We start from the raw sequence: 19,316 nt of genomic DNA, 5'->3' as shown, positions 1-19,316 counted from the left end.
TATTAGCCCTCCGCCTTTGCGGAGGGCGCATTCCGGGCAGGACGCTTGTTAGCAGCCGGGGAACAGGACGTTCATCCAATTGTTGTCTTCGGGAGTGGGAAATGAAGCCTTTTTTGCGCTGGTGTTTCGTTGCGACAGCACTCACGCTGGCAGGATGCAGCAACTCCTCTGCCTGGCGTAAGAGTGAAGTCCTGGCGGTGCCATTGCAACCGACATTGCAGCAAGAAGTGATTCTGGCACGTATGGAACAAATTCTTGCCAGTCGGGCTTTATCCGATGATGAACGCGCACAGCTTTTATATGAGCGCGGAGTGTTGTATGATAGTCTCGGTTTGAGGGCATTAGCGCGTAACGATTTCTCGCAAGCGCTGGCAATCAGACCCGATATGCCTGAAGTATTCAATTACTTAGGCATTTATTTAACGCAGGCAGGCAATTTTGATGCTGCCTATGAAGCGTTTGATTCTGTACTTGAGCTTGATCCAACTTACAATTACGCATATCTGAACCGCGGCATCGCGCTTTATTACGGTGGTCGTGCTAAGTTAGCGCAAGATGATCTGCTGGCGTTTTATCAAGACGATCCCAATGATCCTTTCCGTAGTCTGTGGCTATACATCGTTGAGCGGAAGCTCGATGAGAAGCAGGCTGTCGTAGCACTCAAGCAGCGCTATGAAAAATCGGACAAAGAGCAATGGGGATGGAACATTGTCGAGTTCTATCTCGGTGACATTAGCGAAGCAACGCTGATGGATCGCCTGAAGACGGACGCAACGGATAACACCTCGCTCGCTGAACATCTCAGTGAAACAAACTTCTATTTAGGTAAGTACTACCTAAGTCTGGGGGACAAGGACAGCGCTACGGCACTGTTCAAACTGGCGGTCGCTAACAACGTTCATAACTTTGTTGAGCACCGATACGCATTGTTGGAATTAGCGCTCTTGGGCCAGGAGCAAGATGACCTGGCAGAATCGGACCAGCAATAGCTGACGAACATACAAATCAGACCATATTCTTTTTTGATTGCCATCATCTTCACGGGTGAGGGCTTTATTGTTCGTTAATTACCCAAATTTGAGCCGGTTCACACTTTTCAATGAAAATTGCAGGTCAATTTCACGATGAGTTATGTAGACTGGCCGCCATCTACGAGGCACGTGTACTACATGACTGATACCATCGAGACTACTACTATCGAAACTACTTTTTCCGATCTGGGTCTTAACGACTCCATCATTAAAGCCTTGAACGATCTGGGCTACGAAAAACCATCTCCAATCCAGGCAGAGTGTATTCCACATCTGCTGGGTGGCCGCGATGTACTGGGTATGGCCCAGACGGGTAGCGGCAAAACTGCAGCGTTCTCTTTACCGCTGCTGCACAACCTTGATCCAGAGCTGAAAGCACCACAAATTCTGGTGCTGGCACCGACCCGCGAACTGGCGGTTCAGGTTGCTGAAGCCATGACGGATTTCTCTAAACATATGCACGGCGTAAACGTTGTGGCCCTTTACGGTGGCCAGCGTTATGACGTACAGCTGCGCGCCCTGCGTCAGGGACCACAAATTGTTGTCGGTACCCCAGGTCGTCTGCTCGATCACTTAAAACGTGGCACGCTGAACCTGTCCAGCCTGAAAGGTCTGGTCCTCGATGAAGCTGATGAAATGCTGCGTATGGGCTTCATCGAAGACGTTGAAACCATTATGGCTCAGATCCCAGAAGGTCATCAGACCGCTCTGTTCTCTGCAACCATGCCAGAAGCGATTCGTCGTATTACCCGTCGCTTCATGAAAGAACCGCAGGAAGTACGCATTCAGTCTAGCGTAACGACCCGTCCTGACATCAGCCAGAGCTACTGGACTGTCTGGGGCATGCGTAAGAACGAAGCGCTGGTGCGTTTCCTGGAAGCAGAAGATTTTGATGCGGCGATTATCTTCGTACGTACCAAAAATGCGACCCTGGAAGTGGCTGAAGCGCTGGAACAGAGTGGCTATAACAGCGCCGCGCTGAACGGTGACATGAACCAGTCCCTGCGTGAGCAGACTCTGGATCGTCTGAAAGATGGTCGTCTGGACATCCTGATCGCGACCGACGTTGCGGCCCGTGGTCTGGATGTTGAGCGTATCAGCCTGGTTGTTAACTACGACATCCCAATGGACTCCGAGTCTTACGTCCACCGTATCGGCCGTACCGGTCGTGCAGGTCGTGCTGGCCGTGCACTGCTGTTCGTTGAGAACCGTGAGCGTCGTCTGCTGCGTAACATCGAACGCACCATGAAGCTGACTATTCCAGAAGTTGAACTGCCGACCCGTGAACTGCTGAGTGAGCGTCGTCTGGCTAAGTTCTCCGCTAAAATTCAGCAGCAGCTGGAAAGCAGCGATCTGGATATCTACCGCGGTCTGCTGGCAAAAATTCAGCCTTCTGCTGAAGAAGAGCTGGATATGGAAACGCTGGCCGCAGCACTGCTGAAAATGGCTCAGGGCGAACGTCCTCTGATCCTGCCACCAGATGCACCGATGCGTCCTAAGCGTGAGTTCCGCGATCGTGACGAGCGTTTCGACCGTAATGACCGTGCTCCGCGCGGCGATCGTAATGACCGTGGCCCACGTGGCGACCGTCCAGAGCGTAGCGGTGAAGACCGTCCACGTCGCGAACGTCGTGACGTTGGTGATATGCAGCTGTACCGCATTGAAGTGGGTCGCGATGACGGCGTTGAAGTTCGTCACATTGTTGGCGCTATCGCTAACGAAGGCGACATCAGCAGCCGTTACATTGGTAACATCAAGCTGTTCGGTACCCACTCTACTATCGAGCTGCCGAAAGGTATGCCGGGTGAAGTTCTTCAGCACTTTACTCGCACCCGCATCCTGAACAAGCCGATGAACATGCAGCTGGTCGGTGATGCAGTGCCGCACACCGGTGGTGGTGAGCGTCGTGGTGGTCCTGCTGGTGGTCGTGGCGGTTTCGGCGAGCGTCGTGAAGGCGGTCGCGGTGGTGAAGGTCGTCGCTTCAGCGGTGAACGTCGTGAAGGTGGTGCAGGCCGTTTCAGCGGTGAGCGTCGCGAAGGTGGCCGTGCGCCACGTCGTGATGATGCGCCAGTGCGTCGTCGTCCTACCGAAGCGTAATTGCCAGATAAAAAACTGCGTTTACTGACGTAAAGTAAACGATACAGCCCCGGTATTTATTATCGGGGCTTTTTTTATTTCAATTGTACTCGTGTACTGGTACAGTGCTGCGCATAAAACCTAATTAGATTATTTTCTTCTGGAGAGCAGGCGCTATGGCGACATTGACCACCACAGCAACCCGGCCGTCATTGATTGGCGGAGTAGTGATTATCGGCGGAACGATTATTGGCGCAGGGATGTTCTCGCTGCCGGTGGTCATGTCCGGAGCGTGGTTCTTCTGGTCGCTGGCGGCATTGGTGTTCACCTGGTTCTGCATGCTGCATTCCGGGCTGATGATCCTTGAGGCCAACCTCAACTATCGCATTGGCTCGAGCTTCGACACCATCACCAAAGACTTGCTCGGCAAGCGCTGGAACATCATCAACGGGCTATCGATTGCGTTTGTGCTCTACATTCTGACCTACGCCTACATCTCGGCGAGCGGCTCGATTCTGCACCACACGTTTAGTGAAATGTCGTTGAATGTACCGCCGCGTCTGGCCGGATTGGGCTTCGCGCTTCTGGTCGCGTTTGTGGTATGGCTCAGTACCAAAGCCGTCAGCCGAATGACGGCGATTGTCCTCGGCGCGAAAGTGATCACCTTTTTCCTGACCTTTGGCAGCCTGCTAGGCCACGTCGAGTCCCCAACGCTGTTTAACGTGGCGGAACAGCACGCGACCTATCTGCCGTATCTGTTGATGACGCTGCCGTTCTGTCTGGCGTCGTTCGGCTATCACGGTAATGTGCCAAGCCTGATGAAGTATTACGGTAAAGATCCTAAGACCATCGTGAAGTGCCTGGTGTATGGCACGCTGCTGGCGTTGGGCCTGTATGTGGTGTGGCTGCTGGGGACGATGGGGAATATCCCGCGTCCGGAATTTATCGGCATTGCGCAGAAGGGCGGTAACATTGATGTGCTGGTGCAGGCGCTGAGCGGCGTGCTGAACAGCCGCAGTCTGGATCTGTTACTGGTTGTGTTCTCAAACTTCGCCGTCGCGAGTTCATTCCTCGGCGTGACGCTGGGCCTCTTCGACTACCTGGCGGATCTGTTCAAGTTTGACGATGCGCCGCTCGGACGTTTTAAAACCGCGTTGCTGACCTTTGTTCCACCGGTGATTGGTGGCCTGCTGTGGCCGAACGGGTTTCTGTATGCGATTGGGTATGCCGGTCTGGCGGCGACCATCTGGGCGGCGATTGTGCCTGCGCTGCTGGCACGTAAATCACGCAAGCGCTTTGGCAGCCCGCAGTTCCGCGTATGGGGCGGTAAGCCGATGATTGCCCTGATTCTGGTCTTCGGCGTGGGTAATGCGGTGGTGCATTTCCTGTCGAGCTTCAATCTGTTGCCGGTGTATCAATAATCGTTAGTGCCCGGCAGCGCAATGCTTGCCGGGCCTGTGTGGCAATAAATCTGTAGGCCTGGCAAACGCAGTGCCGCCGGGCAACAAACAAAAATTATCCCAACAACTCCTCTTTTACCTGCATCGCCAAATCGAACGAGTGCAAACGCGCCTGGTGATCGAAAATCTGTCCGTTGACCATGATTTCGTCAGCCTGCGTTTCACGCAGCACCGATTCCAGCCCATGGCGAACTTTCGTTTTATCCCCCACCAAAGACATACCGAGCGCCTGATCGACGCCGTACTTCTCGCCCGGGCTCCAGAAGTTATCCATGTTCTGAATCGGCGGCGGCAGTTGCCCGGTTTCGCCCCTACGCAGTTTCACAAACGCCTGCTGCATGGTCGTGAACAGGAATTCCGCATCCCGGTTGCTGTCGGCCGCAATGATATTGATGCAGACCATCGCATACGGTTTTTCCAGACGCGCTGACGGTTTGAACTGAGTACGATAGAGCTGCAATGCCTGGAATAGCATATCGGGCGCGAAGTGCGAGGCGAAGGCGAACGGCAGTCCCAGCTGTGCAGCAAGCTGGGCGCTGTACAGGCTTGAGCCCAACAGCCACACCGGAATTTTTTCACCGTAGCCCGGTACCGGACGCACTTGCGGATTAGGGTCACGCGCGTCAAACCAGTCAACCAGTTCGGCGACATCGCGCGGGAAATTATCAATATCACCGCCCATATGACGGCGCAGGGCGCGCATCGTCGGTTGATCGCTACCTGGCGCACGCCCCAGCCCCAAATCGATACGGCCTGGATAAAGCGTGTTCAGGGTGCCGAACTGTTCGGCAATGACTAATGGAGAGTGGTTGGGCAACATCACCCCGCCAGACCCGAGATGAAGTGTCGAGGTGTTAGCGGCCAGATAGCCAATCAGCACCGAGGTCGCGGCGCTGGCTATCCCACTCATGTTGTGGTGTTCTGCCAGCCAGTAACGGTGGTAACCGCGCTTTTCCGCGAGGCGGGCGAGGTCGAGCGAATGGGAAAAGGCTTCTTTCGCTGAAGAACCCTGAGGGATCGGCGCCAGATCCAGCACCGAGAATGCACAATTTTTGTCAGTCATAACGGCTCACTTTGCTACAGCATTGTCATCAGATTGAAGGTCTTCTTCCAGCCTCGCGCAGGAGAATTGCGCCGGCCAGAAAAGCTGCATCTTTAATACTGCATTACAAACCGATAACCGTCGTTAACAAAGTGAGCTTTTTTTATGCCTGCAGTTCGAGTCCAGCCAGACGTTTCCAGTAGCCGTTACAGTCGCTGTGCGCTTCTAGCGCGAGCGGAGCGGCACCGTTTTCATTGGCGCGGAAGGCATCAATCATCGCGAAGGTATCGGTGTCCATCGGTGACAAGCGAACCATATCCACCAGGCCGTCCATCGATTTCAGCTCATTGCCGAGGTTGTAAACGTAGCCACTCATGGTCTGAATGCCGTTCAGCACAAACACCTGCTGATTTTCCTGTGACAGCATATCGCGCCCGTTAGGGTATTTGATGCAGCAGGTTTCGCACTCGTCCTTCGGCTTGTCTTCCGAGCGGGCGGTAAAGCAGCGGGCGGAGTACGCCAGTGGCAGGTGGCCGTAGCTCAAAACTTCCACTTCAAACTTATTGCGAATGCCCAGTTCTTCGCACTGTTTGAGCATGTTCACCAGCCAGTCACGGGAAAGCTCGACTGGCATACACCAGCGCATCATGCCCTGTTTTTGCAACAGGCGTAGGGTCACGGCGTTATAGCAGTTCAGGGCGTGTCCAGCGACGAACGGCAGATTACGATCGGCACACAGGTTCACCACGCCAAGGTCGCTGGCCTCAATCAAGAAATCCCCATTATCAACGTAGCGTTTCAGCTCATTGAGTTCGGAAGAGGCCTGAACCAGCGCCAGCGTCGACAGCACGACCTGTTTGCCGGCGCCCGCCAGGCTTTTCGCCATATCCAGCCAGTCGCCCACTTTGGTAGCGCGACGTTTGCTGCACACTGCTTCACCGAGATAAATGGTATCGGCACTGCTGTGGGCTGCCTGCTGGTAAAAGTCTTCCAGTGTCTCTTTTGACCAATAATAGAGCACTGGCCCTAATGAATATTTCATCACGTTCCTTACTGCCATTTACGGTGATATGCACCAAGCGTGGTCTGGGTGCCTTCGGACATCGCGCCGAGCGTGTCCATCCAGGCGGATTGCGGCACAAAGTTTTGCGGGTCGGCCATGCAGCGGTCAATGGCCTGACGCCACACCTTCGCCACCTGGCTGACATACGCCGGGCTGCGCTGGCGGCCTTCGATTTTCACCGACGCAATATTTGCCGCGAGCAGTTCCGGCAGTAGTTCCAGCGTATTGAGGCTGGTCGGCTCTTCGAGCACGTGAAAGCGTTGCCCGTCGACCATGTACCGACCTTTGCACAGCGTCGGATAACCGGCATTTTCACCGTCCTGATAACGGTCAATCAGTACATCGTTGAGGCGAGACTCCAGCCCCTGCGGTGTTTGCTGCCAGCGCACGTACTTCGCCGGAGAACACGCACCCACAGTATTCGGTGACTCCCCCGTTAACCAGGAGGAGAGAAAACAACGGCCTTCAGCCATAATACACAGGCTGCCAAAGGCAAATACTTCCAGCGGAACTGGCGTGGTGCGCGCCAGTTGCTTAACCTGATGGATAGATAACACGCGGGGCAGCACCACGCGGGCGACGTCAAAGTTACGATGATAGAAGCGAATCGCCTCTTCATTGGTCGCAGAAGCCTGCACGGAAACGTGACGCTCAATGTGCGGATAGCGCTCGGCGGCGTACTCCAGCATCGCGATATCCGCGAGGATCAGCGCATCGGCACCGAGCTGTGCGGCCATATCCACCGCGCGCTGCCAGCGAACATAACCGTCTGGATGCGCAAAAGTATTGATGGCGATATGTAGCTTCCGGCGGTGCTGATGTACAAAGCTGACCGCTTCCTGCAGTTTTTTTTCGGTAAAGTTAAGGCCGGCAAAATGACGGGCGTTGGTGTCATCTTTCAGTCCGATGTATACCGCGTCGGCACCGTTTTCGATGGCCGCCTTAAGCGCCGGGAGGTTTCCGGCAGGGCAGAGCAGCTCCATAATATTTCCTGAGGCAGCGACCCGCAGGGCCGCGATTGTTAACGAACTGGGATTTTAGTTAACCCATCGTCGACTATTTTTGATTTGAGGCAGTTAAAAGCGGAATGATGCTGCCAATAATGCGGCATAGCCTCTTACAGAATTGTTGATTTACGCCGCTATGTTGTTTCGCGGTTGTGGCAGAATAACCGGACTGTTGCATTGAGGGAGTAAAGCTCGTGTTGGATAAACTGCGTTCACGCCTGGTACAGATGGGCCCGACTCTGATGAGCGTCCCGGTGAAAGTCACCCCGTTCGCCTTAAAACGTCAGGTACTGGAACAGGTGCTAAGCTGGCAGTTCCGCCAGGCGTTAGCGGAAGGCGAACTGGATTTTCTGGAAGGCCGTTGGTTAAGCATTGATGTGCGCGATATTGGCCTGCGCTGGTTCACCTCCGTAGAAAATGACCGCCTGATTGTCAGCGATTCCGCAGATGCCGATGTGAGCTTCAGCGCAGACGCCAGCGATTTGCTGATGATTGCGGCACGCAAGCAGGATCCGGATACGCTCTTTTTCCAGCGCCGCTTAGTGATTGAGGGTGACACGGAATTAGGGCTGTACGTCAAAAACCTGATGGACGCCATTGAGCTTGAGCAGATGCCAAAGGCACTGCGTATCATGCTGCTGCAACTGGCGGACTTTGTTGAGGCGGGGCAGCAGAACCCGTCACAAACCAGACACACATCGGTAGGTGAGCCATGCTGATTCGAGTGGAAATTGGGATAGACGCACCGGGCATTGATGCCCTGCTGCGCCGTTCGTTTGAGAGCGACGGTGAAGCTGAATTGGTGCAATCCCTGCGGGAAGATGGCCTGATTACATTGGGTCTGGTCGCCACGGATGACGAAGGACGGGTTGTCGGCTATGTTGCCTTCAGTCCGGTAAGCATCGAAGGCGAAGAGTTGCAGTGGGTCGGACTGGCGCCGCTGGCCGTTGATAAAGCATATCAGGGGCAGGGCATTGGCCGCCAGCTGGTCTACGAAGGGCTCGATTCACTGAACGAGTTCGGCTATGCCGCCGTTGTCACGCTTGGCGACCCGGCACTGTACGGTAAACTGGGCTTTCAACCGGCGGCCCGTTATGATTTACGCTGCCGTTGGCCGGGTACTGAAGCTGCGTTCCAACTGCGCCCGCTGGCGGATGACGCGCTGAACGGCGTGCACGGCCAGGTAGAATACTGCGACCACTTTAATCGTCTCTGAGGCGCTCCAGCAGCGCTTCAAACGAGGCATCCCCGGCGACGAGGCGCTCTTTGTGGCGCTTCGTCAGCTGTTTAATCTGATATTCCACGCGTAATGCAAGTGAGTGGTCACCAACCTCTCTGGAGAAGGCGATCGCCAGTTCTCCCTTTCCCCGTAATGCTTTCGCACCCTTACCGCTCTGATGCTGCGCCAGACGGCGTTCAACGTCGGTTGTAATGCCTGTATAGAGACGGTTATCAGGGCTTCGAATCAAATAGACAAACCAGCACACGTTCCTGCTCCTGTGTTAAGGTGAGCGCACCATAGCACGCGGGAGAGCAAAAATGGAGTCACTGGCCGCTATCAGTCGATGGCTGGAAAAACAGCATGTTGTCAGCTGGAGCGTAGCGAAGGACGGCGAGTTGTGGGCTGCTTGTGCATTTTATCTCTACGACAGTGAAAAGGTCGCTTTCTACCTTCTTAGCGAAGAAACCACCCGCCACGCGCAAATGAGCGGCCATTGCGCACCCGTTGCAGGCACCGTCAATGGCCAGCCCAAAATGGTGGCGTTAATTCGTGGCGTGCAGTTTCGCGGTGAAATCCGTCTGCTTTCCGGAGAGGAAAGCGAAAATGCTCGTCAGCGCTATAACCGCCGTTTTCCCGTCGCCAAAATGATGCCCGCCCCGGTGTGGGAAATTCGTCTTGATGAACTGAAATTCACGGACAACACCCTGGGATTTGGTAAGAAACTGAACTGGTTACGCGGGTCAGACGCCGAGCAGGCGTAACGCTTCGCGGTTAAACGCCGGAAGATCATCCGGTGTCCGACTGGTTACCAGCTGATCTTTATCCACAACCACTTCCTGATCGTAAAAATCACCGCCCGCGTTTTTAACGTCCACCACAATCGGTTTTACGGCGGTCAATTTACGCCCACGAATGACATCCGCGCTGATTAAAAGCTGCGGGCCGTGGCAGATGGCAAAGACCGGTTTGCCGCTGTTAATAAAGTCGCGGGTGAAGGTGACAAAACGCTCGTCACCGCGCAGCTGGTCAGGCGAATAGCCGCCGGGAAGCAGCAGGGCATCGAAGTCAGCGGGACGCGATTCATCGATGGATTTATCAATGGTGACGCTGGTTTCGCCTTTCTTACCTTTGACCGTTTTACCGGCCTGTTTTTCGATGGTGATAACCTGATGGCCCGCTTTTTTGAACTCTGCGGCAGGCGAGGCAAACTCTGAATCTTCAAACTCGTCGGTAATCAGGACTGCAATTTTCTTGCTCATGTTTCCTCCGTTGTTTTGGTTTCAGAGACGTAAATTCTCCAGTAATGGTCGATAATGACTCAGAATATTAAGTCTGGTTCATACACCGACATTCACCATACGGATAAATCTGCAAAGGGGTTCCTATGAGTCACGTATTGATTACGGGTGCGACTGGTTTGGTTGGTGGGCACTTACTGCGGATGATGACGCTGGAGCCGCGCATCACGCAGATTACCGCCGCCACCCGCCGCCCGTTGCAAGAGGTGCCCGACGGTGTGATTAACCCTCACGATCCGCAACTCACGGATGCGCTGGCAACGGTCACTTCCCCGGTAGATATCGTGTTTTGCTGCCTCGGCACCACCAGGCGTGAAGCTGGCAGCAAAGAGGCGTTCGTGCATGCTGATTACACGCTGGTGGTCGATACCGCGCTCACCGGCCAGCGGCTGGGCGCACGCCACATGCTGGTGGTCAGCGCAATCGGCGCAAACGCCCGGTCGCCGTTTTTCTACAATCGCGTGAAGGGCGAAATGGAAGAGGCGTTGATCGCGCAGAACTGGTCGCATCTCACCATTGCGCGTCCGTCAATGCTGCTGGGCGACAGGGAAAATCGACGCCTGAATGAATCGCTGATGGCGCCGCTGTTTGCGTTTTTGCCCGGAAACTGGAAATCCATCGACGCACGCGACGTCGCCAAAGCCATGCTGATAGATGCGTTCTCACCCGCAAAACAGGGGGTGAACATCATCACCTCAGCAAAATTACGTGAAATGGCGGCGGGCCAGGCGTAACATCCTGCGTCACATCGTTTGTCCTTCCTGGAGCATGGTATGGCTGGTCAGTCTTCCTCACAGGCATCTTCCCCACTGGCGTGGTGGAAGCCTGCACTTTTTTTCCTCGTCGTCATCGTCGGCCTCTGGTATGTGAAATGGCAGCCGTATTACGGCAAAGCATTCACCGCAGCGGATACGCACAACATCGGTAAATCGATTCTGGCGCAGGCGGCAGACAGCCCGTGGCAGGCCGCGCTGGATTACGCGATGGTCTACTTTCTTGCGGTCTGGAAAGCCGCGGTGCTGGGTGTCTTGCTCGGCTCGCTGATTCAGGTGCTGATCCCGCGCGACTGGCTGTTGCGTACACTCGGACAACCGCGTTTTCGCGGCACGCTGCTCGGCACGCTCTTTTCTCTTCCCGGAATGATGTGTACCTGCTGCGCCGCACCGGTGGCGGCGGGAATGCGCCGTCAGCAGGTTTCCATGGGCGGTGCGCTGGCTTTCTGGCTGGGAAACCCATTGCTGAACCCGGCGACGCTGGTGTTCATGGGCTTTGTGCTCGGGTGGCAGTTCACGTTGATTCGACTGGTGGCCGGTTTAGCGACGGTGCTGATGGTCGCAACGCTGGTTCAAAAATGGGTGAAAGAGCCGGCCAGCGCCGAGTCGGTTCCGGTTGATATGCCGACAGAGACCGATTCCGCACCGTTCTTCTCCCGCTGGGTTAAAGCCTTGTGGACGCTGTTCTGGAACACCATCCCGGTGTACATCATTGCAGTGCTTATTCTCGGTGCGGCCCGGGTCTGGCTGTTCCCTCATGCGGATGGCATCGTCGGCAACACGCTGTTTTGGGTGATTGCGATGGCGGTGGCGGGCTGTTTGTTTGTCATTCCGACGGCGGCGGAAATCCCGATTGTTCAGACCATGATGCTCACTGGAATGGGCGTAGCGCCAGGGCTGGCGTTACTGATTACGCTGCCTGCACTCAGTCTTCCGTCACTGGTCATGCTGCGTCAAGCATTCCCGGCTAAAGCCTTGTGGCTGTCGGGTGGACTGGTGGTGTTGAGTGGGGTGATAACCGGCGGGATAGCGTTGATATAAAAAGGCCCGGCAGGTGCCGGGCTTGGTCTTTACTGGATGAAGGTAAAGGCGGTAGTGACGTGTTTCACGCCGCTGACGCGGCTGGCGATATCCGCCGCGGCTTTGCCTTCACGGTCGGTCAATGTCCCCATCAGGAACACTTCACCGTTTTCGGTTGTGACTTTCACTGCAGAGGATTTCACCTGGTCGCTGCCCAACATCTGCGAACGGACTTTGGTGGTAATCCAGGTGTCTGAAGACGCGGTGCCCAGCCCAATCGGCTGGCCCTGACGGATTTCGTTAAACACTTCCGTCGTGCCGTCGACACCCATCGCTATCTGCTTGGCCTGCGATGCCAAATCAGTAGACGGTGCCTGGCCGGTCAGCAGGACTTTACCTTGCCAGGCCATAACGTTCACGCGCGCTTCTTTCTTCAGTTGTTCATCTTTGTTCAGGGCGCTATTAACGCGCAGTTCCAGCGTGCTGTCATCGACCTGCGTGCCCACTGTGCGTGGATCCGTGGCGGCCTTAGTGCCGACCGCAGCCGTACCGACCACTGCCGCAGCAACGCATCCCTGAAGCAGCAGCGCGGAAATAAGGACCGCGAGGGGCGAAAATGCCTTCATGAGTACTCCTTAATCGTCCTGGTGTGGGAAAAGGGTGTTATCAATCAGATCGCATAAACAGTTAACCGTCAGCATGTGCATCTCCTGAATGCGCGCGCCACGGTGTGAGGGGATGCGGATTTCCACATCTTGCGGGCCCAACAGGCCAGCCAGCTCTCCCCCGTCATAGCCCGTCAATGCCACGATAGTCATATCGCGCGTCACAGCGGCTTCGACCGCTTTGACGATATCGCGGCTGTTTCCGCGCGTGGATATCGCCAGCAGCACGTCACCCGCATGACCCAGCGCACGTACCTGTTTTGCATACACTTCATCGTGAAGACGATCGTTTGCAATCGCCGTTAAGACCACATTATCGGTATTAAGTGCAATGGCAGGTAAACCAGGGCGTTCTGTTTCAAAACGGTTAATCATGCAGGCAGCAAAATGCTGTGCGTTGGCGGCTGACGTGCCGTTGCCACAACAGAGGATTTTGTTGCCGTTAAGTAAGGACTGCACCAGCGTCATGGCGGCCCGGGAAATAGCGTCCGGAAGCGCTTCTGCTGCTGCGATTTGGGTCTGAATGCTTTCCGTAAAGCAGGCTTTGATTCTGTCGAGCACGATGTCCCTTAAATTCTTGAGTGACGCTATTCGCCAAAGGCGTTTGTTAACCATTCGATCTGACTACCGGTGAAGGCTATCACATCGAACCGACAATCCGTAGTCTCAAAACTCCCGTTGTGGCGGGCAAGCCACAAGCGCGCCGTCTGTAATAATTTTGTTTGTTTGCTGCGTGTCACACTGGCGGTTGCGCCGCCATAATGCGCGCTGCTGCGATAACGGACTTCAACAAACACCGTTACCGCACCGTCTTTCATTATCAGGTCGATTTCGCCGCCGCGCGAACGCACATTGGCGGCGATAAAGCGCAGTCCTTTGCGTTCCAGCCAGCGACGCGCTTCCTGTTCCCACGCGTCACCGGTCTGCTTCCGACTTAGTTTGCCGGCACCATCTGTCCCTGCTGGTATTTGAGCCATGACAACTTCCTGTTGATCACACAATCCTGAGTGGCGGTCAGATCGCCCGTGTTACCGTTCAGCTCGAAGCCTGGCACCTGACGCATCTGTGAGAAGTGATTCGCCAGCGCCCAGGCATCAGCGCCCATTGCGTACAGACGAGCCAGTGAGTAATCGTTACGTACCGCGCCAAGCGCCTGCTGCATCAATGCCGGGTTGCTGCCTGCCAGCATTGGGATTTCGCTGAACTGTAAGCCGTCCATTTCCAGACGGAAATCCGGGCCTGCGGTACCCTGCGCGCTGCGCGAGCTGGCATATAACGTTGCGCCGCTCTGGCTGCCGTTACGCATGGCGATCATCGGTTTGATGTAGGCGATTTCGTCCGGCGTGGCGACAATATACGCCGCATCCACTTTACCGCCGCTGGAGATCTGCGCATCGCTCGGTGGCGCCGGGATCGTCAGGCCGCCGATAGTCACCGCTTGCTGCTGCGGCAGGCTGGCACTGATTGGGCTGCCGGTCAGGGCAATACCGCCGCCGCCGTTCACGTTGCCGCGCAGTTCATTCACCGAACCAAATTTCTGCTCCAGCACCACGCCGCCGCCGATTTTTTGCCATTCCTGCGCAAAGGCGTTTGCCACGCGATCGCCAAAGGCGCTGCGTGGAATCAATACCAGCGGCGCCTGTTTGCCCTGATCGTGAATATGATGCGCCGCATCGCGCGCTTCATCTTCCGGGGAGAGGGCGAAGTAGCAAATGTTCGCGCGATTCTGCACGCTTTCAGGCTCATTGAGCGCCAGCACGTTCAGGCTTGTGTTGCTCTTGGTCAGCGACTCCACTTCATTTTTCAGCAGCGGGCCGACAACCAGCGTTGCGCCATCCTGCTGAGCCTGATTAAGCAGCTGATCCAGCGGGGCGGTAGTGGTGTCGTAAACCTTAATGTTCGCTGACGGATTCGCCGGAACAGCGGCTACTGCGGGTTGTGCCGTTGGCTGCGCTACGGATTGAGGCGCAGCGGCTGCATCTGTGCTGACAGGTGCAGTTTCTGCTGGCGTTGTTGCCGCTGGCGTGCTGACAGGCTGCTGAGTGACTGGAGCCTGGACGTCAGGTTGGGCCGGAGTCGCAGCAGGTGCTGCGTCCTGTCCGGTGCCCGGCGCCTGTACCGGTCTTGCCTGCGAACCGATGGCTGGCTGAGCCTGCGCGTCCGCCGCCGGTTGGCTGGCGGTTAAATCGCTCACTTCTGCCTGGGAAGGGCTCACTACGGCGTTACTGTCCTGAACGGATGCCGCCTGCGCCGTTTGTTCCGGCACCGCACTGCCGCTGACTGCGCCAGCGCTGCCATTCTTAGCGGCTTCAAAGCCCTGCTGAATAGTCCGACCATACACTGCCGCCTGACCGTTTAACGGTAAGAACAGGGCGATTTTCGCGGTAGAAGCGGGTTTAAAGTTCTGCACGTTGACCAGCTGAGTTGGCAGCATTTTCGCGCCAGGGTTCTGCGGGTAACGGGTTTTCCAGTCCTGGATCCCGGCTTTCATCATGTCCGGATCGTTACGGTTATCAAACCACACGCGCTGGAGATCCAGCCAACCCTGCAACACGTTTTCGTCGGCGTTAATCACCAGCGTCGCGGCCTGCTCTTTGGTCATGGATGAGAGCGCCTGCCAGGTGGCATCAATATTTTTTTGCTTATCCTGCGCGGAAGCCAGCAGTGGCTCCTGAGCAATCAGGGCACGCAGCAGCGTCAGCGATGGTTGGCCTTGCTGGGCGACAATCACATCCTGCCAGTAACGGGCCCGCTGGTTGCTATCAAGGTTTGCCACTTCAATCTTAGCGAGCAGCGCTTGCGCACCGGCAAAGTCTTTCTGCGAGAGCTTGATTTCAGGTGCCAACAGCGACTGTTCCTGACGCTGAGAGGCGTTCAGGTCCTGCGGCAGCTGACCATACAGCTCCAGCGCCTGTTGGCTCTTGCCTTCTTTCAGCAGTGCACGAATGGCGAGTAATTGCCAGGTGGTCTTGCTATCATCTGAACTTTGCTGCATCTGCTGCAGGTAGTAACCGGAATCGGCCTGCGCGCTCCCTTCGAGGTGAGCGGTGCTCTGATCGGCGCTATGCTGGGTGCCACAGCCAGCGAAAAGTAACGTGGCCAGCACAACAGGCAGACAGCGCGCGGCTTTAGAACGAAGAAATGTTGACGGTACCATACGTATCCAGTGATATTTTTTTAGCTCAATGCTCAATATTAAATCGGCAATACGGACTAAACAATGAAACAACGCGAATCAGCGGACAATTCTCAGGGTCAGCTCTATATTGTACCCACGCCAATCGGTAACCTTGGCGACATCACCCAACGTGCGCTGGAAATACTGCAAGCTGTTGATCTCATTGCTGCGGAAGATACTCGTCATACCGGTTTACTGCTGCAACATTTTGCCATTAATGCCCGTTTATTTGCCCTTCATGACCACAATGAACAGCAAAAGGCTGAAACACTTCTGGCGAAGCTGAAAGAAGGGCAGAACATCGCGTTGGTTTCCGATGCCGGAACGCCGCTGATTAACGATCCGGGTTATCACCTGGTGCGTACCTGTCGTGAAGCGGGCATTCGTGTGGTGCCGCTGCCAGGCCCATGTGCGGCTATCGCGGCGCTGAGTGCGGCGGGCCTGCCATCCGATAAATTCTGCTACGAAGGCTTCCTGCCAGCCAAATCAAAAGGCCGTCGCGATGCACTGCGTGCATTGGAAAACGAACCCCGCACGCTGATTTTCTACGAATCTACCCATCGACTGCTGGAAAGCCTGGAAGATATCTGCACGGTGCTGGGTGAAAGCCGCTACGTGGTGCTGGCCCGAGAGCTGACAAAGACCTGGGAAACCATCACCGGCGCGCCGATTGGCGAGCTGCTGGCGTGGGTGAAAGAAGACGAAAACCGCCGCAAAGGCGAAATGGTGCTGATCATTGAAGGTTTCAAAGTGCAGAGCGACGACGCGTTGCCCGCTGAAGCACTTCGCACCCTGGCGCTGCTGCAAGCCGAACTGCCGCTGAAGAAAGCCGCTGCCATCGCCGCTGAAATCCACGGCGTGAAGAAAAACGCGTTGTATAAATACGCGCTGGAGCAGCAGGGGGAGTGATGTTTTGAGCCGCTACCCTTGCCTGGGTAGCGATTAAAACAATAATGTATTGCCAGCCGAAGCATTTCTTCCGACAACTATGTCGGAAGAAATGTCGGAAGAAATGTCGGAAGAAATGTCGGAAGAAATGTCGGAAGAAATGTCGGAAGAGATCGGGTAATGCTTTCGGTTAATACCGTCCCTGTAGCATTGCAGTACACCCTTCAGTTAGCCTCTTTTTACAGCCTGTAGGGGGTATTTATCGACAGCACTGTGAATAACTTATACTTCATGATTTAGTGATAGGAGTCACGATATGGACATTAATGAGTTTCCACCGGGAGTAATCGAACATCTTGGCTGGTATGTATACAGGCTGATCGATCCCAGAGATGGAAGTACCTTCTACGTGGGTAAGGGAAAAGGTAATCGCGTATTTGCTCATATGCGCGGTGAGGTTGACCCTGACCCAAAATCCTGTTCCATTCAGAAACAGAATTCCATCAAATAAAAACATGCAAAAGTAAAGAAATTTAAACTATCGATTAAAATTCTAAATAATATAATATTGTAATCCTTTTTTAACTTCAGAGCCTTCCAAGAGCAACCATAACGCCAAACTTCATGGTGCCTCTTATCACATTTTAAATGGAATTGTATGGTTTTATCTCTGCTGAAAGCCGTTCTTTCAACTCCTGAATTCGGTATCGCAAGTCTTGGTGTATTGATGCTCATTTTCAGGAACATAATAAAAGCAAAGATTCTGTCAAAATTAACCCAAGAACACAGCTACAAAGTCCTTGACAGGATAATAACCTTTGTAGGGGTTATAGCCATGATCGGGGCTTTATTTTGGGGGGGGATCAGCATTTATGAAATACATGAATCTGGAAAACAAAAAGTCCAGGCAGGCAGCAACACTCAAACACAGGCAAAACTCGAACGTCCTTTACTGATTGAAAAATCAGTGAACAAAACCATTCCTGATTACACCCCTGGATCGGATTTTGAAACAGCAGATATTCATTTAACTTACGTAGAAGTTACAGGATTAAAAGATCCCCTCATTGAAAAGAAAATCAATGAACGCATCAAAGGAGTTATTGGCGTTGATACCATGTACGATGGCACTGAGGATTATTACATGGAGATAGTAAAATCTTCCATAGATGATAATTTGCTTAGTGCTCTTGCTGAAGGATCATTGTTTGTACATGGTGCCGCTGGCGCCACAAACATCATCGCTAGCATAAACATTAACGTAAAAAATGGTGAGGTCATTCAGTTCAAAGATCTATTCCGGGCTGGATACACCAACACAATAAATTCGCTGGCAAAATCCTGGTTCTCAATACAGGACTACACCAGCGATTTTGAAAGCGTCAGCGATGACCAGTGTTTCTATGTCAGCGGAAACTATATGTATCTTTGCTTTTCAGAATACGAGGTTGCCCCCGGCTCAGAGGGCATTGTTAACGTCCCAATTAAGCTTGACGACATAAGGGGTGTAGTTAGCAAAAATGGTCCCTTGGCTTATATTCTTTGAGCCACTGTGATCTGCTCCCCGCTGATTAATACACGGCAGTGCTATTAATACCCATGGCGACTCGATTAAGAAATTCTGTTGTTCGCTCATAGCAGGCCATCTTTTACAAAAATTATCCAACTCAGTTTTCTTGAAACATCAGATCCCATTAGCCCGGCAATCATCACATCACCGGGCTAATAACTTATTCCTCGAGCCTGTCACCCGGTCAATCAAACAGTCCTTAATTCGACACCAGCCTTTTCCAGTGCAGCTCTATCTTGTTTGCTAATGTTATCGTCTGTAATGACACAGTTGATCTTGTTCATCGGCAACACCTGGTTGAAGCCACGGCGGTTGAATTTGGTTGCATCCAGCACGGCAATAACCTGATGCGCGGCAGCGGCCATTACGCTGCTGATGGAATAGCCTTCGTTGAAGGTCGTGATGCCGTTGGTGGCATCAATGCCGTCAGCGCCAACAAACATCAAATCGGCGCTAATGCCTAGTAATGACTGTTCTGCAACGGTGCCGTGCATCGAATGGGTTTTGTGTCTGACGGTGCCGCCACACACGACCAGTGTGATGTCTTTATTTTCCGCCAGGGTAAACGCGGCTGGCAGACTGTTGGTGATCACAGTGATATTAGTTTTCTTGACTAGCTCTTCGGCAATCAGCAGGGTTGTACTTCCACTGTCGAGAATGACCGTCATACCTTCGGTAATCATTTTTGCTGCGGCTTGCGCAATACGCTTTTTGGGATCGCTGGCGAGCTTGTAGCGATCTTCCAGCATGACTTCCTGCGTATCCGCTTCAGCTAAATTGCTTCCGGGTTTCGCCGCTCCGCCATGGAAGCGTGTGACTAACCCTTTATCTTCCAGCAAACGCAGGTCTGCACGAATAGTCACCTCTGAGGTTCCAAAGGCATTCGAAAGATCCAGAACCAATACGCTTCCCTGAGAGTGAACCAGTTCGACTATTTTGTTCCTACGTTCAAATGAGTTCATCTTGATGTGCCTGACAATTAATTATGGCTAGTGTAATCGAAGGGTTGTGAAAGGTGAACGA

At 54.1% G+C, this 19,316-nt stretch carries 21 protein-coding genes and 1 pseudogene; 12 read left to right on the top strand and 10 right to left on the bottom strand.

Features of this window, described 5'->3' with window-relative positions; genetic code table 11:
- The first annotated feature begins 101 nt into the window (after positions 1-101).
- The 4 genes from nlpI (at position 102) to mtr (ending at position 4,528) form a co-directional block, all read left to right on the top strand.
- Complete coding sequence (gene nlpI, locus MUU51_RS09250; protein WP_125352435.1) at positions 102-989, top strand: lipoprotein NlpI; 888 nt, start codon at positions 102-104, stop codon at positions 987-989.
- A 110-nt stretch (positions 990-1,099) separates the two neighbouring features.
- Positions 1,100-1,177, top strand: a complete 78-nt coding sequence (gene yrbN / locus MUU51_RS09245; RefSeq protein ID WP_110510645.1) for a protein YrbN — start codon at positions 1,100-1,102, stop codon at positions 1,175-1,177.
- Positions 1,170-3,128 carry a DEAD/DEAH family ATP-dependent RNA helicase gene (locus MUU51_RS09240; protein WP_159772181.1) on the top strand — a complete coding sequence of 653 codons (1,959 nt, stop codon included), beginning with the start codon at positions 1,170-1,172 and terminating at the stop codon, positions 3,126-3,128. The genes yrbN and MUU51_RS09240 overlap by 8 nt, the downstream gene beginning before the upstream one ends.
- 155 nt (positions 3,129-3,283) lie before the next feature.
- Positions 3,284-4,528: a tryptophan permease gene (gene mtr / locus MUU51_RS09235; RefSeq protein ID WP_258967648.1), complete on the top strand. Its 1,245-nt coding sequence runs from the start codon at positions 3,284-3,286 to the stop codon at positions 4,526-4,528.
- 94 nt (positions 4,529-4,622) lie between these two features.
- Here mtr and MUU51_RS09230 read toward each other — a convergent pair whose 3' ends face one another.
- From MUU51_RS09230 to ubiU, 3 genes are all read right to left on the bottom strand, one after another.
- Positions 4,623-5,630, bottom strand: a complete 1,008-nt coding sequence (locus tag MUU51_RS09230) for a luciferase-like monooxygenase (RefSeq protein ID WP_258967647.1) — start codon at positions 5,628-5,630, stop codon at positions 4,623-4,625.
- Positions 5,631-5,772: 142 nt separating this feature from the next.
- Positions 5,773-6,651: a U32 family peptidase gene (locus MUU51_RS09225; RefSeq protein WP_445326610.1), complete on the bottom strand. Its 879-nt coding sequence runs from the start codon at positions 6,649-6,651 to the stop codon at positions 5,773-5,775.
- Positions 6,652-6,659: 8 nt separating this feature from the next.
- Positions 6,660-7,655, bottom strand: coding sequence for a ubiquinone anaerobic biosynthesis protein UbiU (gene ubiU, locus MUU51_RS09220; protein WP_258967646.1), 996 nt, complete (start codon positions 7,653-7,655; stop codon positions 6,660-6,662).
- A gap of 218 nt (positions 7,656-7,873) precedes the next feature.
- Here ubiU and ubiT point away from each other — a divergent pair, with 218 nt between their 5' ends.
- Positions 7,874-8,398 (top strand): ubiquinone anaerobic biosynthesis accessory factor UbiT, encoded by a 525-nt coding sequence (gene ubiT / locus MUU51_RS09215; RefSeq protein WP_159772166.1) that lies wholly within the window; start codon positions 7,874-7,876, stop codon positions 8,396-8,398.
- On the top strand, positions 8,392-8,895 hold the full coding sequence (locus MUU51_RS09210) for a GNAT family N-acetyltransferase (RefSeq protein ID WP_159772163.1): 504 nt from the start codon (positions 8,392-8,394) through the stop codon (positions 8,893-8,895). Before ubiT ends, MUU51_RS09210 begins: the two co-directional genes overlap by 7 nt.
- Here the strand turns inward: MUU51_RS09210 and MUU51_RS09205 are convergent.
- On the bottom strand, positions 8,882-9,166 hold the full coding sequence (locus MUU51_RS09205; protein WP_258967645.1) for a GIY-YIG nuclease family protein: 285 nt from the start codon (positions 9,164-9,166) through the stop codon (positions 8,882-8,884). The two genes, MUU51_RS09210 and MUU51_RS09205, sit on opposite strands and share 14 nt — an antisense overlap.
- Before the next feature lie 52 nt (positions 9,167-9,218).
- Between MUU51_RS09205 and MUU51_RS09200 the strand changes: the two genes are divergently transcribed.
- Positions 9,219-9,662 (top strand): YhbP family protein, encoded by a 444-nt coding sequence (locus MUU51_RS09200; RefSeq protein WP_258967644.1) that lies wholly within the window; start codon positions 9,219-9,221, stop codon positions 9,660-9,662.
- Here the strand turns inward: MUU51_RS09200 and MUU51_RS09195 are convergent.
- A complete protein-coding gene (locus tag MUU51_RS09195) occupies positions 9,642-10,160 on the bottom strand; it encodes a type 1 glutamine amidotransferase domain-containing protein (protein ID WP_258967643.1) in 519 nt (172 codons plus the stop codon). The genes MUU51_RS09200 and MUU51_RS09195 overlap by 21 nt on opposite strands.
- Before the next feature lie 125 nt (positions 10,161-10,285).
- On the opposite strand from MUU51_RS09195, the gene MUU51_RS09190 reads away from it, so the two are divergent.
- Both MUU51_RS09190 and MUU51_RS09185 read left to right on the top strand, forming a co-directional pair.
- A complete protein-coding gene (locus tag MUU51_RS09190) occupies positions 10,286-10,933 on the top strand; it encodes an NAD(P)H-binding protein (RefSeq protein ID WP_258967642.1) in 648 nt (215 codons plus the stop codon).
- A 39-nt stretch (positions 10,934-10,972) separates the two neighbouring features.
- Positions 10,973-12,013: a permease gene (locus tag MUU51_RS09185; protein ID WP_258967641.1), complete on the top strand. Its 1,041-nt coding sequence runs from the start codon at positions 10,973-10,975 to the stop codon at positions 12,011-12,013.
- Positions 12,014-12,042: 29 nt separating this feature from the next.
- Here the strand turns inward: MUU51_RS09185 and dolP are convergent, their stop codons facing one another.
- The 4 genes from dolP to MUU51_RS09165 are packed head-to-tail and all read right to left on the bottom strand — an operon-like array spanning position 12,043 to position 15,814.
- Positions 12,043-12,618: a division/outer membrane stress-associated lipid-binding lipoprotein gene (gene dolP, locus MUU51_RS09180; protein WP_159760174.1), complete on the bottom strand. Its 576-nt coding sequence runs from the start codon at positions 12,616-12,618 to the stop codon at positions 12,043-12,045.
- A gap of 9 nt (positions 12,619-12,627) precedes the next feature.
- Positions 12,628-13,218: a DnaA initiator-associating protein DiaA gene (diaA, locus tag MUU51_RS09175; RefSeq protein WP_110510535.1), complete on the bottom strand. Its 591-nt coding sequence runs from the start codon at positions 13,216-13,218 to the stop codon at positions 12,628-12,630.
- A gap of 26 nt (positions 13,219-13,244) precedes the next feature.
- Complete coding sequence (locus tag MUU51_RS09170; RefSeq protein WP_258967640.1) at positions 13,245-13,634, bottom strand: YraN family protein; 390 nt, start codon at positions 13,632-13,634, stop codon at positions 13,245-13,247.
- Entirely contained in the window at positions 13,592-15,814 is a 2,223-nt protein-coding gene (locus tag MUU51_RS09165; RefSeq protein ID WP_258967639.1) for a penicillin-binding protein activator, read from the bottom strand. Before MUU51_RS09165 ends, MUU51_RS09170 begins: the two co-directional genes overlap by 43 nt.
- Positions 15,815-15,877: 63 nt before the next feature.
- On the opposite strand from MUU51_RS09165, the gene rsmI reads away from it, so the two are divergent.
- The 3 genes and pseudogenes from rsmI to MUU51_RS09150 all read left to right on the top strand — a co-directional run bounded on the left by rsmI (position 15,878) and on the right by MUU51_RS09150 (position 18,269).
- Positions 15,878-16,744, top strand: coding sequence for a 16S rRNA (cytidine(1402)-2'-O)-methyltransferase (gene rsmI, locus MUU51_RS09160; protein WP_159772144.1), 867 nt, complete (start codon positions 15,878-15,880; stop codon positions 16,742-16,744).
- A gap of 295 nt (positions 16,745-17,039) precedes the next feature.
- Positions 17,040-17,183, top strand: a pseudogene (locus tag MUU51_RS09155) (LEM-3-like GIY-YIG domain-containing protein); the annotation flags it as partial.
- Between the two features lie 198 nt (positions 17,184-17,381).
- A complete protein-coding gene (locus tag MUU51_RS09150; protein ID WP_258967638.1) occupies positions 17,382-18,269 on the top strand; it encodes an RsiV family protein in 888 nt (295 codons plus the stop codon).
- Between the two features lie 212 nt (positions 18,270-18,481).
- On the opposite strand, the gene MUU51_RS09145 is transcribed toward MUU51_RS09150, so the two are convergent.
- A complete protein-coding gene (locus MUU51_RS09145; RefSeq protein WP_159772135.1) occupies positions 18,482-19,255 on the bottom strand; it encodes a DeoR/GlpR family DNA-binding transcription regulator in 774 nt (257 codons plus the stop codon).
- Positions 19,256-19,316: the final 61 nt, after the last annotated feature.

The sequence above is a fragment of the Scandinavium manionii genome (assembly GCF_024764775.1).
GTDB classification, from domain to species: Bacteria; Pseudomonadota; Gammaproteobacteria; order Enterobacterales; family Enterobacteriaceae; genus Scandinavium; species Scandinavium manionii.
Note: the sequence above shows the minus strand (reverse complement) of the source record. Positions and strands in the feature narration are given on the sequence as shown.